Source organism: Nocardioides sp. WG-D5 (genome assembly GCF_054031175.1).
Window position 1 is genome coordinate 4,306,082 of the sequence record NZ_CM132928.1, and the last position, 14,270, is coordinate 4,320,351.

A 14,270-nucleotide genomic window follows, 5' to 3' on the forward strand; every position below is an offset into this window, starting at 1 on the left:
GAGGAGTGAACCGACATATCCAGCACCGCTTTGATCGACCGCGGCCCTGCCGATGGTCACGTGCCCTCGTCCCACGCCCGCCGACGCATCGCGTTCCTGCTCTTCGACGGCGTGAAGATGCTCGACTACGTCGGTCCCGCGGAGGTCTTCGTGGAGGCCAACCAGGCGGTGGACGCCTACGACATCGTGCTGCTCTCACCGGATGGGAACGACGTGGTGACCTCTCTCGGCAGCCGGGTCTCCGTGCACGGCGCCGTCCACGATGCGGGCGAGTTCGACACCGTGATCCTGCCGGGAAGCGAGCGGCCGCCCCACGAGTTCGTACGCAGCCCGCTCACCGAGGCGGCGGCCTCGCTGGCTTCGCGTGCGCGGCGGGTGGTCTCGATCTGCAGCGGTGCCTTCGTGCTCGCCGAGATCGGCATGCTCGACGGCCGGCGCGCGACGACGCACTGGAAGTTCGCGCCGGAGCTCCAGCGGCGCTATCCGAGCGTGCGCGTCGACCCCGACGCGATCTTCGTACGTGACGGCGACATCCTGACCTCGGCCGGGGTCGCGGCGGGCATCGATCTGGCGCTCGCCCTCGTGGAGGACGACCACGGCGCCGACGTCGCCCGGCAGGTCGCCCAGCTCCTCCTCGTCTACCTGCAGCGCTCCGGCGGCCAGTCGCAGTACTCCGTCCCGCTGCGGGCCCGGGCGCAACCGGCGTCGATCGTGCGCCGCGCGACCGATCTGGTCGACGCCGACCCCACCCGCGCCTGGACCGTGACCGACCTCGCCCGGCTCGTCTCGACCAGCCCGCGCCATCTGGCCCGGCGCTTCCGCGACGAGCTCGGCCAGACGCCCTCGGAGTACGTCACCGCGGTGCGCTTCGACCTCGCCCGGGTGTGCCTCGAAGGCGGTGCGAGCGTGACCGAGACGGCGGCGCGGTCGGGATACGGCAGCCCGGAGGCGCTGCGGCGTACGTTCGTCGCGCGGCTCGGCATCTCACCGTCGCAGTACCAGCGCCGGTTCTGGTCGGCGTTCCCCGCTGACCGCGGGCGGCGCAAGGGACGGGCCGAGTTCGAGCTCGCGGACTGAGGCGGCCCGCGGCGCTCAGCGATCCTCGAGCGTCTGGTTGCCGACGACCGTCGCCAGGGCCAGACGATCGGCGTCCTCGGTGCCCGGATCGGCGGTGTAGACCATGATCCGCAGGTCCTCGACGGCGACGGTGAGCGTGTCGCAGTCGAGCGCGATCGGGCCGACGGTGGGATGGTCGATGACCTTGTGCCGGGCCGGTTCATGGTGCCGGGAAGGGTCGGCGCTCTCCCACAGGTCCACGAAGCGTGGGCTGGCGGCGCGCAGGTCGTCGAGGAGCCGTCGCAGCCGCTGGTCACCGGGATAGCGAGCGGCGGTGAGCCTCAGGTCGGCGACCAGCCCCGCCTGCAGCGCCTCGGTCTCCGCCGGGGAGGTGACCGCCCGGCTGCCCGGGCCGACGAAGTTGCGCCACACCGCGTTGCGCTCGCGGCCCTGCCAGGTCGTGGTCGCGCCCATGAGCGCGTCGTAGGCCTCGTTGGCGATCACCAGGTTCCACGCCGCGTCGTAGACCACGACCGGGGTGTGCGCCAGGCGGTCGAGGAGCCGCTGCACGCTCGGCGAGACCCGCGTGGAGATCGCCTCCCGGCCGGGAGCGGCGTGGCCGGCCAGACGGAACAGCAGGTCACGGTCGGCGTCCGGAAGCCGGAGCGCCCGGGCCAGTGCCTCGACGACCTGAGCCGACGGCGAGGTCGCCCGGCCCTGCTCGAGCCGGGTCAGGTAGTCGACCGAGATGCCGGCCAGGCCGGCGACCTCCTCGCGCCGCAGCCCGGCGGCTCGTCGCCGGCCACCCGCAGGCAGGCCGACCGCGGCGGGATCCACGCGGTCACGCCAGCGACGCAGCACCCGGCCGAACTCCGATGACTCCACCCCACCAGTCTCCGACATGACCGGGCCGATGTCCTGGCCCTGCCAGTCCTACGAAAACCGGACCGCTTCCCGGGGCCGCGTCACCGACGCAGCCTGGAGGCATGACCACCACACTGATCACCGGGGCCAACAAGGGCCTCGGCAAGGAGACCGCCCGACGCCTTCTCGCCACCGGGCACACCGTCTACATCGGCGCCCGGGACGAGGCCCGTGGCCGGGCCGCGGCCGCCGAGCTCGGCGCCCGGTTCGTGCGCATCGACGTCACCGACGACGCCTCCGTCGCCGCCGCGGCCGAGCAGATCGCCGCCGACGGCGGCCTCGACGTACTCGTCAACAACGCCGGCGTCGAGCCGCGGCTGGCCGGCAACGCCATCCCCACCGCCGCGGACGAGAGCGTCGAGGACGTACGCGCCACCTTCGAGACCAACCTGTTCGGCGGGCTCCGGGTGACCCAGGCCTTCGTCCCGCTGCTGCTGAAGTCGGCGGCACCCGTGATCGTCAACGTCTCCAGCGGCCTGGCCTCGCTCGGCATGCTCAGCGACCCCGACGGTTTCACCTACTTCTACCGGGGGCTGAGCTACCCGGCCTCCAAGGCCGCCGTCAACGCCGCCACCATCCAGCTCGCCAAGGCCTACCCGAGCATCCGGATCAACGCGGTCGAACCCGGTTTCACCGACACCGACCTCAACGGCCACACCGGCACCCAGACCGTCGAGGAGGGGGCCGAGATCATCGTCCGGATGGCACAGCTCGGCCCGGACGGCCCGACCGGGACGTACGTCTCGGGCCAGGGCCCGCTGCCCTACTGACCGTCCTGCTGACCGTCCTGCTGACCGTCGACGAGCGGCAGTACGTCGGCGATGGACGCGACCACGCGCGTCGGCCGGAACGGGAAGGTCTCGACCTGCTCGGGCTTGGTCGAACCGGTCTCGACGAGGATCGTGCGCATGCCGGCCTCGAGGCCGCTGATGATGTCGGTGTCCATCCGGTCGCCGATCATCACCGTGGTCTCGGAGTGGGCCTCGAGCTGGTTGAGGGCGCTGCGCATCATCAGCGGGTTGGGCTTCCCGATGTAGTAGGGCGCCCGGTTGGTCGCGGCACTGATCAGCGCGGCCACCGAGCCGGTCGCGGGGAGGGTGCCCTGCGGGCTCGGCCCGCTCGGGTCCGGGTTGGTCGCGATGAACCGGGCGCCGCCCTCGATCAGCCGGATCGCCCGGGTGATCGACTCGAACGAGTAGGTGCGGGTCTCGCCCAACACGACGTAGTCGGGGTCGTTCTCCGTCATCACGTAGCCGACCGCGTGCAGCGCGGTGGTCAGCCCGGCCTCACCCACGACGTACGCCGAGCCGTCCGGCCGCTGGTCGGCGAGGAACTGCGCGGTGGCCATCGCCGAGGTCCAGATCGACTTCTCGGGCACGTCCAGGCCGGAGCGGAGCAGCCGGACCCGGAGGTCTCTCGGGGTGTAGATCGAGTTGTTGGTCAGCACCATGAACGGCACCGACGCCTCGGTGAGCTTCTTCAGGAACTCGGCGGCTCCCGGGATCGGCTCCTCCTCACGCACCAGGACACCGTCCATGTCGGTCAGCCAGGTCTTGATGGGGCGCTCGTCGATCACGGGGACATCCTTGCCGATCGCGGCGACCCGGCCAACCCACGCGCCGTGGATCGGTAGATTGGCGAGATGGAGACGATCGACAGCGAGCCGGTGCTGGACCGGCCGACCGTGGCCGAGGTCGAGGCCTGGTTCGAGGCCGCCGACCCCGCCACCCGGGCGGTGTGGTTGCGGCTGACCCGGAAGGGCGTCGAGCCCGCCTCGCTCTCCTCCGACGAGCTCGTCGACGTCGGGCTGTGCTTCGGCTGGATCTCGGCCGTACGCCGCCGAGGCGATGAGGAGACCTACCTGCAGCGCTACACCCGCCGGCGTCCGGGCTCGAAGTGGTCCCGGCTCAACATCTCCAAGGTCGAGCGCCTCACCGCCGAGGGCCGGATGCGGCCGGCGGGGATCGCCGAGGTCCGGGCGGCGCAGGCCGACGGGCGTTGGGACAACCCCTGGACCTGACGAGGCTCGGCCGTTGTGGTCGAGGTGCGGTCGAAGGTGTCCGGATTCGTGGGGTATCGGGCAGATACGGCGGGGCCGAAAGGGGTTCCCGAGGCGGATGATGGATATCGCGTCGGGTCCGCGACAGCTCCGGCGATGGGGGCGGCAGACCGGCGCAGAACCTCGAGGACTTCCACCATGCCTACCTTCACCACCTCTGACGGCACCGACATCTACTACACCGACTGGGGCACCGGGAAGCCGGTCGTGCTGAGCCACGGCTGGCCGCTGAGCTCGGACGCCTGGGCGGCCGTGGCCAAGCTGCTCGCCGACGCCGGCTATCGCGTCATCTCCCACGACCGTCGGGGTCACGGCCGTTCGACCAACACCGACCTCGGGCACGACATGGACACCTACGCCCGCGACCTGGCCGAGCTCATCGAGCACCTCGACCTCACCGAGCTCGTCGTGATCGGCCACTCGACCGGCGGCGGCGAGGTCGTCCGCTACGCCGCCCAGCATGGCAAGGGTCGCGTCCGCAAGGTCGTCACCGCCGGCGCGGTGCCGCCGATCATGGTCCAGTCGGAGACCAACCCCGAGGGCACCCCGATCGAGGTCTTCGACGGCATCCGTGCCGGTGTGCTGGCCGACCGTTCGCAGTTCTACAAGGACCTGGCGGTGTCGTTCTACGGCTTCAACCGCGAGGGTGCCAAGGTCTCGCAGGGCCTCATCGACGACTTCCAGCGTCAGGGGATGCTGGCCGGTCTCGTCGCTGCGTACAACTGCGTCAAGGTCTTCTCCGAGACCGACTTCACCGAGGACCTGAAGGCGCTCGACGTGCCGATCCTGATCGCGCACGGTGGCGACGACCAGATCGTGCCGATCGCTGCCGCCGCCGACAAGGCGATCAAGCTCGTGTCCGACGGCACCCTGAAGGTCTACGAGGGTGCTCCGCACGGCGTCGCCGGCGACTACCAGGACGCCCTCGTCGCCGACATCCTCGAGTTCATCGCCGACTGAGGCTCGGGAATAGCCCGGCGGCGGCCGCGCGCTGCGTCAGGTGTGAACCAGGACCGTACGGCATGGGAGATGACGTTCGCCTACCAGGAGGAGCTGTCCGCCGGCTCCGCCGGTGAGGACGTACGCTCCGCCACCTGGTTGCTCGTCGACGACGGCACCGTGGTGCTGACCGCCGCCGGGCAGTCGCACCTCCTGCGCGCGGGCGACGCGGCGCTGGTCGGGGGACAGGTCAGCCACCGGGTGGCGACCCACGACGGGGCGGCCCTGATCCGGGGCGACCTGCGGGCCGTCACGGCGGGCTACCCGCTCGCCAACCCGCTGGTCGTGCGTGACTTCGTCGGCAGGCACGGTGGGGTGGCCGAGCTGCTCCGCCGGTGCCCGCTGGCGGGGGCGTGCCGGCCGTCGGCGCTCTTCGCGTCGGGCTACGCGTCGCTGCTGGGCGCCGCGATGACGGCCTCCTGGCTCGAGGACACCGGGCGCGGGACCGATGGTCCCGCGCCCGCCCTGGACCCGTCGGTCGCGCAGGTGCTCTCCGCGCTGACCGAGGATCCGGGGCGGGCCTGGTCGGTCGAGGCGATGGCGGAGTCGGTGCACCTGTCCAGGTCGGCGCTGGGGGAGCGCTTCCGTCGCAGCCTGGGGCAGAGCCCGAGCGAGGCGCTGCGCGACGTCCGGATGCGTGCGGCCCGCCACCTGCTGGCCGGCGGTGACCGTCCGGTCGAGCAGGTGGCGTACGCCGTGGGCTACGGATCGGGCGCGGCGTTCAGCCGCGCCTTCACCGCCACCCACGGCATCGGTCCGCAGGCGTGGCGCGAGGACGCCTCAGGAGCGCGGCACGCGGAGCGCGCCGAAGCCTGCCGCGGCGACGGCCGCCCCGATCGCTCCGATGAGGAGCACCCGGCCGACGCCGTACTGGTCGAGCACCGCGCCTCCTAGCGCCGCACCGAGGGTGATCGCCACCTGGAAGGCGGTGACCTGGAGCGCCAGCGCCGACTCGGTGCGCTCCGGCTCGACGCGGGTGACCCACAGCTGGGTGCCGACCGGCACCATGTTGAATCCGAATCCCCACACCAGCATCGCCAGCGCCATCACCGGCGTGCTCTCGGCGAGGACGGTCAGCAGCAGCCCGCCGGCGAGAAGGAGCGGCGCGACGGTCACGACCGCACGCAGGCGGTGGGAGAACCGGCCGGCCGCCAGGTTGCCGAAGAGCCCACCGAGGCCCCACAGCGCCAGCATCCACATGCCCGCACCCGGGGAGGTCTCGGCGATGGCGATCCGGATGAACGGGTACGCCAGGAAGTTCCCGAGCACCACCACGACCAGCACCACCACGCCGGCCACCAGGAGCGGGTTGCGGAGGGCCTGACGCATCATGGTCAGCCCCGCCGCCGGATGGGCCGGCACCGGCGGCAGCGCCCGCGCCAGCGCGGCGGCGGAGGCCAGGCTCAGCGCCGTGGCCGCCGCGAACCCCCAGCGCCAGCCTGGCCCGTCGGCGAGCAGCGAGCCCAGCGGCAGGCCGAGGATCGTGGCGACCGTGACGCCCAGCGCGATCGAGGTCGAGATCACGTGGTCACGGCCGGGCGAGGCGTACGTCCCGACGGCGAAGGCGAAGGACCAGTAGCCGGCGATCGCCGCCCCGAGCACCAGCCTGCCGAGGAGCAGGACGACGAAGCCCGGGGCCACCGCGACCGCCAGGTTGGCGACCGCGGCGGCGACGAGCAGGCCGACCAGCAACGTACGCCGGTCCAGCCGGGGGAAGACCATGGCGATGGTCGGCGCGGTGGCCGCCCCGGCGATCGCGGTCGCGGCCACCGCCAGCCCGGCGGTCCCCTCGCTGATCCCGAGGTCGCGCGCCATCGTGGGCAGCACACCCGCGGGCAGGAACTCGCTCGAGACCAGGATCGCGATCCCGGCGGCGAGCGCGACCACCGGCGCGGCGCGCCCGGAGGTCGTGGTCGGTGGGGTGGTCGGGGTGGCGGTCGAAGCCGGCGAAGTCGATGTCACCCTTCGATCGTCGCCGCGATCCGACCGACCGCCTTGATCATCCGTCGCCCGTGCTTGACCGGATGGCCGGTGGCGAGTGGACGTGTCCCGTTGCCCACAAGGAGCCAACCGAGCAGGATCAGGCAAGAGATCACCAGGAACGGTCTAGGGCATCGGGTCGCCAGGCACCAGGCTCGAAGGCATGAACATCTCTCTCATCACCGGTGGTAGCTCAGGCATCGGCCAGAGCACGGCGCTCCAGCTCTCACGTCAGGGAACCGGCGTGATCGTGACCTACCTCAACAATCCCGACGGCGCCGAGGCGACCGTCGAGCAGATCACGAGGTCGGGTGGGACCGCTGCGGCGCTCGCGCTCGATGTCGGGAGCGTCGAGACCTTCGACGGCTTCGTGGAGGACGTACGACGCTGTCTGAAAGACGTCTGGCAGACCGACCGTCTCACCAGCCTCGTCAACAACGCCGGACTCTCGCGGGCCCTGCCCTTCGATCAGATGGACGTCGGAACGTTCGACGAGCTCTCCGACGCGCTGCTCAAGGGGCCCTACTTCCTCACGCAGCGGTTGCTGCCCCTCCTGGCTGACGGCGGCGCCATCGTGAACACCTCCAGCAACGCCGCCGGGCTGACCGGTCTCACCCCCGGATACTCGGCGTACGGCGCGCTGAAGGGCGCCGTCGTGGTGTGGACCCGTTACCTGGCCAAGGAGCTCAGCCCGCGGGGGATCAGGGTCAACTCGGTCGCCCCGGGACCCACACGGACCCGGCTGGGCGACGACGGGTTCGCCAAGCACCCGGAGCTCATCGCCCCGCTCGCGGCCCAGACCGCCCTGGGCCGGATCGGCGAGGGCGAGGACATCGCCGGGGTGATCGCGTTCCTCCTGTCCGACGGCGCTCGCTGGGTCACGGGCCAGGACATCGAGGCGTCCGGCGGGTTCAACCTCTGAGGCTCCGCGTACGAGGGCCCGGACCGATCGCTCCGGGCCCTCATCTCGCACGGCCGGCGACCCTCGGCTCAGAGGACCAGCCGACCGTCCACGCGTCGCGGCAGCTGCAGCGGGTTGTCCTCGCGCAGCGCCTCCGGGAGGGCAACCTCGGGAAGGTCCTGGAAGCAGACCGGTCGCTGGAACCTCCGCACGGCGCTCGCCCCGACGGCCGTGTGCAGCGCCGAGGTGGTCGCGGGGTACGGACCGCCGTGATGCATCGCCCAGGAGACCGCCACGCCGGTGGGCCACCCGTTCCACAGCACTCGACCGGCCCGATCGGCGAGCACGGCGAGCAGCGGTGCCAGGCGCGCGGCCTCGTGCTCCTCGGCCTGGACGGTGGCGGTCAGCTGGCCGTCGAGCTCGGCGGCGAAGTCGACGAGCTCGTTCTCGTCCTCGTACTCGACCACGAGGGAGACCGGGCCGAAGCACTCGTCCATGAGCGTGCGCTCGGCACGGACCTGGGCCAGCGACGCCGCCAGCAGCGTCGGGCCGCTGGTCGGGGCCGGTCCATCGGCGCCTGCGTGGAGAACCCGGTCGCTGTTCACGCTCAGCCGGCGGCGCCGGTCGACGAATCCGGTGTGCAGCGACTCGTTGAGCATCGCGCTGCCCTCGACGGCACCGGTCGCCGCGGCCAGCGCCTCGTCCAGCCCGTGGCCGGCCGGCAGCAACAGCAGCCCGGGTTTGGTGCAGAACTGGCCGGCTCCGAGGGTGAAGGACGCGACGTACTGCTCGACGAGCTCGGCTCCGCGCGCCGCGAGCGCGTCCCTGGTCACGAACACCGGGTTGGTGCTGCCGAGCTCGCCGTAGAAGGGGATCGGCTCCGGTCGTGCCGCGGCGATGTCGAACAGCATCCGTCCCGCGGAGGTGGAGCCGGTGAACGCGGCGGCGCGCAACAGCGGGTGCTCGAGCGCCTGGACCCCGGCCTCGAGCCCGTGCACCAGAGCGAAGGTGCCTGAGGGCGCGCCGGCAGCGGCGAGCGCGTCCTGGACGAGCTCCGCGGTGCGTACGGACAGCCTCGGATGTCCCGGATGCGCCTTGACCACCACGGGGCAGGCGGCGGCGAGCGCCGACGCGGTGTCGCCTCCCGCGACGCTGAACGCGAAGGGAAAGTTGCTGGCGCTGAAGACCAGCGTGGGCCCGAGCGGCACCAGCATCCGGCGGAGGTCGGGCTGCGGGGGAGTGGCATCGGGTACCGCATGGTCGACGACCGCCTCGAGGAAGGCGCCGTCGCGGACGACCGCGGCGAACCGGCGCAGCTGCCCGGTCGTGCGCGCGACCTCGCCCGTCAGGCGGGGCAGCGGCAGATTCGTCTCTTCGTGCGCCAGCGGCACGAGCTCGTCGGCGTGGGCGTCGAGCGCGTCGGCGACCGCCTCCAGCTGCGCGGCCCGACGTTCGAGGGGCAGCGCCGCGAGTGGTGCGGCCGCCTCCGCGGCCGCGGCGACGAGTGCGTCGACGCTGTCGGCGGTCGTGTCGGTCGGCGTGTGGGTGGTGATCGTCATCGGACCTTCTCCCGGGTCGTGGGGTCGGTGTCGAGCAGCCAGGACATCTCGTCCTTGCCCTCGACGACGGGGTTGGAGAGCGTGCCGACCTCGGCGATCCCGATGGTCACGACGTCACCGCCCAGCAGGGTGACCGTCATCTCCGGCACCAGGCCGGTGCCGGTGGAGAGCACCACGCCCTCGGGGAAGTGTGTCTCCGCGAACAGCCACTCGACGAGCTCGGGCAGCCGCCGGCGCATCGTCGCGGTCGACGTCTTCGCGGACCAGACCGCCTCGGTGCCGCGACGGATCTCGACGTCGATGGCCAGGTCGTGGGCGTCGGCGACCTGCCAGGCGGGCTTGATGCCGGTGGCGAGTGAGCAGCTGCCGGCGTAGATCTTCGCCTGCGGCAGGTAGAGCGGGTTGGTCCCCTCCAGGTCGCGCGAGCTGACGTCGTCGCAGACCGTGTAGCCGACGATCTCGCCGAAGGCGTTGGCCACGACGGCGAGCTCGGGCTCGGGGACGTCGAGCCGGGAGTCGCCGCGCACCGCGATCGGCTCGCCGTCGGTCACCACCCGCCAGGGCACGGACTTCAGGAACAGCTCCGGCCGCTCCGCGTCGTAGACCAGGTCGTAGACCGATGCCTGGGAGCTCTCCTCCTTCCGGGCGGCTCGGGAGCGCTCGTAGGTCACCCCCGACGCCCAGACCTCCATCCGGCCGTCAGCGGGAGGGAGCAGGGTGACCCGGTCGAGCGGGACCGGTTCGGCGGATGGCGCGTCCACCGCGAGCCGGATGTCGGCGAGCGGGCGTGCCAGCAACGCCCCGAGCGAGGGGAGGTCGACCGGCGTGACACCGGCCTCGGTCCGTACGCCCACCCGGACCTGCTCGTCGTCATGGTCGAGATAGCGAACGATGTGCATGAGAGTCCTTCCGTAGGGTGGTCAGAGAGTGGTCGCGAGCTGCCAGGGGACGAATTCCTCGTCGCCGTAGCCCAGCTCCTCGCTCGCGGTGCGGCGGCCGGACGCGACGTCGAGCACGCGGTCGAAGATCAGCTGTCCCATCTCCTCGACAGTGGCGCCGCCGGTCGCGACCGGGCCGCAGTCGAGATCCATGTCGTCGCGCATCCGCTCGTAGACCGCGGTGTTGGTGGCCAGCTTGAGGCTGGGCGTCGGCTTGCAGCCGAAGGCCGAGCCCCGGCCGGTCGTGAAGCACAGCACGGTCGCACCGCCGGCGACCATGCCGGTCGCGTTCACCGGGTCGTAGCCGGGGGTGTCCATGAACACCAGGCCTTTGGAGGTGATCCGCTCGGCGTACTTCACGACGTCGCGCAGTGTGGTGGTGCCGCCCTTGGCGACCGCCCCGAGCGACTTCTCGAGGATCGTGGTGAGGCCACCGGCCTTGTTCCCCGGGGAGGGGTTGTTGTCGATCGAGCTGCCGTCGGCCTGGACGTGCTTCTCCCACCAACGGATCCGCTCGAGCAGCTTCTCGGCCACCTCGGGTCCTGCCGCGCGGCGGGTGAGGAGGTGCTCGGCGCCGTAGATCTCCGTCGTCTCCCCGAAGACCGCGGTGCCGCCCTGGGCGACCAGGAGGTCGGCGGCGGCGCCGAGGGCCGGGTTGGCGGTGATGCCGGACCAGGCGTCCGAGCCGCCGCACTCCATCGCCATCACCAGCTCGCTGGCGGGGACGGGCTGCCTGCTGATCGCGTCGGCCTCCGGCAGCATCGCCGCCAGGCGCTCGACTCCCGCGGCGACGGTCTTGCGGGTGCCGCCGAGGTCCTGGATCGCCAGCGAGTGCAGAGGTACGCCGACCCCGCCGCGCGCACCGTCGGCGAGGTCGCGCACCTGGTTGACCTCGCAGCCGAGGCCGAGCATGAGGATTCCGGCGAAGTTGGGGTGCTGGGCGTAGCCGGTGAGGGTGCGACGCAGCACCTCGAAACCCTCGTTGCCGGCGCCGGCCATCCCGCAGCCGAGCCCGTGGGTGAGCGGGAAGACACCGTCGACGCCGGGGTAGTCGTCGAGGATCCCGGAGGACTCGACCTGACGGGCGATGGCTCGGGCGGCGGTGGCCGAGCAGTTCACCGAGGTGACGATGCCGAGGTAGTTGCGGGTGCCGACGCGTCCGTCGGCCCGGACGTACCCGTCGAAGGTGCGGGGTGCCGGAGCGGGCTCGGGCGAGCGCTCGGTCATGGCCGGGACCTCGTGCTCGCGCTCGAACTGGCCGAAGGCGAGGTTGTGGCTGTGCACGTGGGAACCCGGCTCGACGTCGCCGACGGCGAAGCCGATCACCTGGCCATACTTGTGGACCGCGGCCCCCGCGGGAAGGGAGCGCACGGCGACCTTGTGGCCACCGGGAACGTCGTCGACGAGGACGAGCGAGTCCCGGCCGGTGTCGAGCACGGTGCCCGCCGGCAGGGTGTCCCGCGCGATGGCGACGTCGTCGTCGGCGTGGAGGAGCAGGCAGGCCTGTTGGAGGCTGGTGGAAGTCATCGCAGATCTTTCTTCTCAGGCGCGAACGAGGTGCGGTCCTGGGTTCCGCTGAGCGGCGGAACCCAGGACGGCAAAGTGGTCAGGCGCGGACGCGGGCGGGCAGCGGCTCGGCGTTCTTGACGATGAACGCGTAGGAGAACGCGCCGATCAGCGCGAAGCAGGACACGACCAGGAGCGGGACGACGAAGGAGCCGGTCCTGTCCGCGAGCATGCCGATCAGGATCGGACTCCCGATGCCGGCCAGGTTGGAGGCGAAGTTCTGGATGCCTCCGACCGAGGCGACGTGGTTGTCGCTCGGGGCGACGTCCGCTGGCAGCGACCAGATACCCGAGGCCGCGAACGCGAGGCTCGAGTACGCCGTGGCCAGCAGGACCAGGGCCATCCACGCCGACGGCACCACGACCGCCAGACCGATGACGGAGCCGCCCAGCATCCCGCCGATGATGACGGTCTTGCGCACCTTCGTGACATCGGCGCCGCGCTGGATCGCACGGTCGGCGAACCAGCCACCGACCCACGCGGCCACGACGGCGCACAGGCCGGGCAGGGCGCCGAAGACGCCGAGCTTGAGCAGCGAGAAGCCGCGTTCCTCCACCAGGTAGGTCGGGAAGAACGTGATGAAGAAGTAGATGCACATGTTGAGGCAGAAGAAGCCGACCATCATCCCGCGGACGGTGCGGTAGCCGAACAGGTCGCGCCAGCGGACCTTCAGCGCCGACTCCGAGTCGGCGTCCGCGGTGCGCGCGCCGCCGGCGCGGATGTAGGCGAGCTCCTCGGCGTTGACGCGGCTGTGCTGGTCGGGGTCGCGATACGTACGCCACCACGCGACCGTCCACAGTAGCCCGACCGCGCCGGTCACGATGAAGGCCGTCCGCCACGAGGAGATGGCCACCAGGGCCGTCACCACCGGCAGGGCGAGCACGCCGCCGACACGTGAGCCGGAGTCCCAGATCGCCGTGGCGAAAGCGCGCTCCTGCCGCGGGAACCACCGGGAGACGACCTTGGCACTGGTCGAGGGAGCCGGGCTCTCGCCCGCGCCGAGGAGCAGGCGGATGCCGAAGAGTGAGGCGAAGCTGGTCGCCGCACCGGTCAGCATGGTGAAGAGCGACCACCACACGGACGCCGTGGTGAAGGATCGGCGGGGGCCGACCTTGTCGACGTACCAGCCCGCGATCAGCTGGCAGAAGTCGTAGGACCAGAAGAACGCGGCAAGGATGAGTCCTTGCTGGGTCATCGTCAGATGGATGTCCTCGGCGATGAAGGGGAGTGCGACGCCGAGGTTGGCTCGATCGAGGTAGTTGATGGTCAGGCCGCCGAAGGCGAGGGCGATGATGCCCCAGCGGACGCGGGTGGCGCCGGCGGGAGGCCGTGCGGCGACCGCGGCGGGCGCCGGACCGGATCTGGTGTGTTGGGTGGACATAGGACGGTTCCTCCCCGGTCGCGTCGACCGGACGTAGCGAGATTCTGATGGCTGAGGCCTCACGGATCCAGCGGCGATCGGCTGCCGTCCGTCTAAATCAAAGATCCTGTAGGATCTACGATCCGAGAGACTGACATGTGACAGCAGTCACGTCAAGGGGTGCGTGCAAGAATCTGTGCGACGCCAAGGAGGTGGACGACGATGACGAGCGCTTCGGCCGCAGTGCCGCCGGCCCGCATGCCCTCGCGGCAGACGCTGGGCGACGACGTCTACGAGCTGCTCAAGGCCCGGGTCATGGACCACGAGCTGGAGCCGTCCTCCCGAGTCAACATGGACGCGATCGCGCGCGAGCTCAACGTGTCACCGACCCCGCTGCGCGAGGCGCTGGCGCGGCTGGAGGCCGACGGGCTGGTGCGCAAGGAGTCGCTGCGCGGCTACTTCGTCGCTCCGCTGATCTCTCAGGACCAGTTCGAGAGCCTCTTCGAGTACCGGCTGCTGATCGAGCCCTGGTCGGCGGCTCGTGCGGCGGAGCGGGCGGGGGAGGATCAAATCCGGGAGCTGGTCGAGGAGCTGCACACCGTCGAGGAGGTGCCGACGGCGGACATCTACTCCGCATACCGGGCCGTGGCGGCGCACGATCACCGGTTCCATGTGCTGGTGGCGCGGCTGTCCGGCAACGAATACCTACCCGCGGCGTTCGAGCGCACCAACTGCCACATGCATATCTTCCGCCTCTTCTACAAGAAGTACGTCGGCACCGCAGCGCTCGAGGAGCACACCCGCGTCGCCGACAGCATCCGGGCGGGCGACCCGACCGCGGCGCAGGACGCCATGCGCGACCACCTCGAGGCATCCCGCGCTCGACTTCGCGAGGTGTTCGCGAGCCAGGCCTGACCGGCCCCTGATC

Annotated in this window: 14 protein-coding genes; 7 read left to right on the forward strand and 7 right to left on the reverse strand. The window is 71.4% G+C overall.

The genetic code is table 11. The annotated features are described in order from the left end of the window. Positions 1–60: 60 nt before the first annotated feature. Positions 61–1,077 (forward strand): GlxA family transcriptional regulator, encoded by a 1,017-nt coding sequence (locus tag ACWZJV_RS20775; protein WP_008359183.1) that lies wholly within the window; start codon positions 61–63, stop codon positions 1,075–1,077. A gap of 15 nt (positions 1,078–1,092) precedes the next feature. On the opposite strand, the gene ACWZJV_RS20780 is transcribed toward ACWZJV_RS20775, so the two are convergent. Further along, on the reverse strand, positions 1,093–1,941 hold the full coding sequence (locus ACWZJV_RS20780; RefSeq protein ID WP_196875222.1) for a helix-turn-helix transcriptional regulator: 849 nt from the start codon (positions 1,939–1,941) through the stop codon (positions 1,093–1,095). Between the two features lie 101 nt (positions 1,942–2,042). Between ACWZJV_RS20780 and ACWZJV_RS20785 the strand changes: the two genes are divergently transcribed. Beyond that, a complete protein-coding gene (locus ACWZJV_RS20785; protein WP_457178335.1) occupies positions 2,043–2,750 on the forward strand; it encodes an SDR family NAD(P)-dependent oxidoreductase in 708 nt (235 codons plus the stop codon). Here the strand turns inward: ACWZJV_RS20785 and ACWZJV_RS20790 are convergent. After that, a complete protein-coding gene (locus ACWZJV_RS20790) occupies positions 2,744–3,556 on the reverse strand; it encodes an HAD-IIA family hydrolase (protein ID WP_457178337.1) in 813 nt (270 codons plus the stop codon). The two genes, ACWZJV_RS20785 and ACWZJV_RS20790, sit on opposite strands and share 7 nt — an antisense overlap. Positions 3,557–3,622: 66 nt before the next feature. On the opposite strand from ACWZJV_RS20790, the gene ACWZJV_RS20795 reads away from it, so the two are divergent. The 3 genes from ACWZJV_RS20795 (at position 3,623) to ACWZJV_RS20805 (ending at position 5,932) form a co-directional block, all read left to right on the forward strand. After that, complete coding sequence (locus ACWZJV_RS20795; protein ID WP_457178339.1) at positions 3,623–4,000, forward strand: YdeI/OmpD-associated family protein; 378 nt, start codon at positions 3,623–3,625, stop codon at positions 3,998–4,000. A 177-nt stretch (positions 4,001–4,177) separates the two neighbouring features. Then, positions 4,178–4,999, forward strand: a complete 822-nt coding sequence (locus tag ACWZJV_RS20800) for an alpha/beta fold hydrolase (protein ID WP_196875217.1) — start codon at positions 4,178–4,180, stop codon at positions 4,997–4,999. 69 nt (positions 5,000–5,068) lie between these two features. Next, complete coding sequence (locus tag ACWZJV_RS20805) at positions 5,069–5,932, forward strand: helix-turn-helix domain-containing protein (RefSeq protein ID WP_457178342.1); 864 nt, start codon at positions 5,069–5,071, stop codon at positions 5,930–5,932. On the opposite strand, the gene ACWZJV_RS20810 is transcribed toward ACWZJV_RS20805, so the two are convergent. Next, positions 5,819–7,000 (reverse strand): MFS transporter, encoded by a 1,182-nt coding sequence (locus tag ACWZJV_RS20810; protein WP_196875215.1) that lies wholly within the window; start codon positions 6,998–7,000, stop codon positions 5,819–5,821. The genes ACWZJV_RS20805 and ACWZJV_RS20810 overlap by 114 nt on opposite strands. Before the next feature lie 181 nt (positions 7,001–7,181). Between ACWZJV_RS20810 and ACWZJV_RS20815 the strand changes: the two genes are divergently transcribed. Continuing rightward, on the forward strand, positions 7,182–7,940 hold the full coding sequence (locus tag ACWZJV_RS20815; RefSeq protein WP_457178344.1) for an SDR family NAD(P)-dependent oxidoreductase: 759 nt from the start codon (positions 7,182–7,184) through the stop codon (positions 7,938–7,940). 68 nt (positions 7,941–8,008) lie between these two features. On the opposite strand, the gene ACWZJV_RS20820 is transcribed toward ACWZJV_RS20815, so the two are convergent. The 4 genes from ACWZJV_RS20820 to ACWZJV_RS20835 all read right to left on the reverse strand — a co-directional run bounded on the left by ACWZJV_RS20820 (position 8,009) and on the right by ACWZJV_RS20835 (position 13,363). Then, the gene (locus ACWZJV_RS20820; RefSeq protein ID WP_457178346.1) at positions 8,009–9,478 is read right to left on the reverse strand and encodes an aldehyde dehydrogenase (NADP(+)); all 1,470 of its coding nucleotides are present in this window, start codon (positions 9,476–9,478) and stop codon (positions 8,009–8,011) included. After that, positions 9,475–10,377: a fumarylacetoacetate hydrolase family protein gene (locus ACWZJV_RS20825; protein WP_457178348.1), complete on the reverse strand. Its 903-nt coding sequence runs from the start codon at positions 10,375–10,377 to the stop codon at positions 9,475–9,477. Before ACWZJV_RS20825 ends, ACWZJV_RS20820 begins: the two co-directional genes overlap by 4 nt. Before the next feature lie 21 nt (positions 10,378–10,398). Beyond that, positions 10,399–11,943, reverse strand: a complete 1,545-nt coding sequence (locus ACWZJV_RS20830; protein ID WP_457178350.1) for a UxaA family hydrolase — start codon at positions 11,941–11,943, stop codon at positions 10,399–10,401. 79 nt (positions 11,944–12,022) lie between these two features. Next, positions 12,023–13,363 (reverse strand): MFS transporter, encoded by a 1,341-nt coding sequence (locus tag ACWZJV_RS20835; protein WP_457178352.1) that lies wholly within the window; start codon positions 13,361–13,363, stop codon positions 12,023–12,025. A gap of 201 nt (positions 13,364–13,564) precedes the next feature. Here ACWZJV_RS20835 and ACWZJV_RS20840 point away from each other — a divergent pair, with 201 nt between their 5' ends. Then, positions 13,565–14,257 carry a GntR family transcriptional regulator gene (locus ACWZJV_RS20840; protein WP_457178354.1) on the forward strand — a complete coding sequence of 231 codons (693 nt, stop codon included), beginning with the start codon at positions 13,565–13,567 and terminating at the stop codon, positions 14,255–14,257. Positions 14,258–14,270 lie beyond the last annotated feature (13 nt).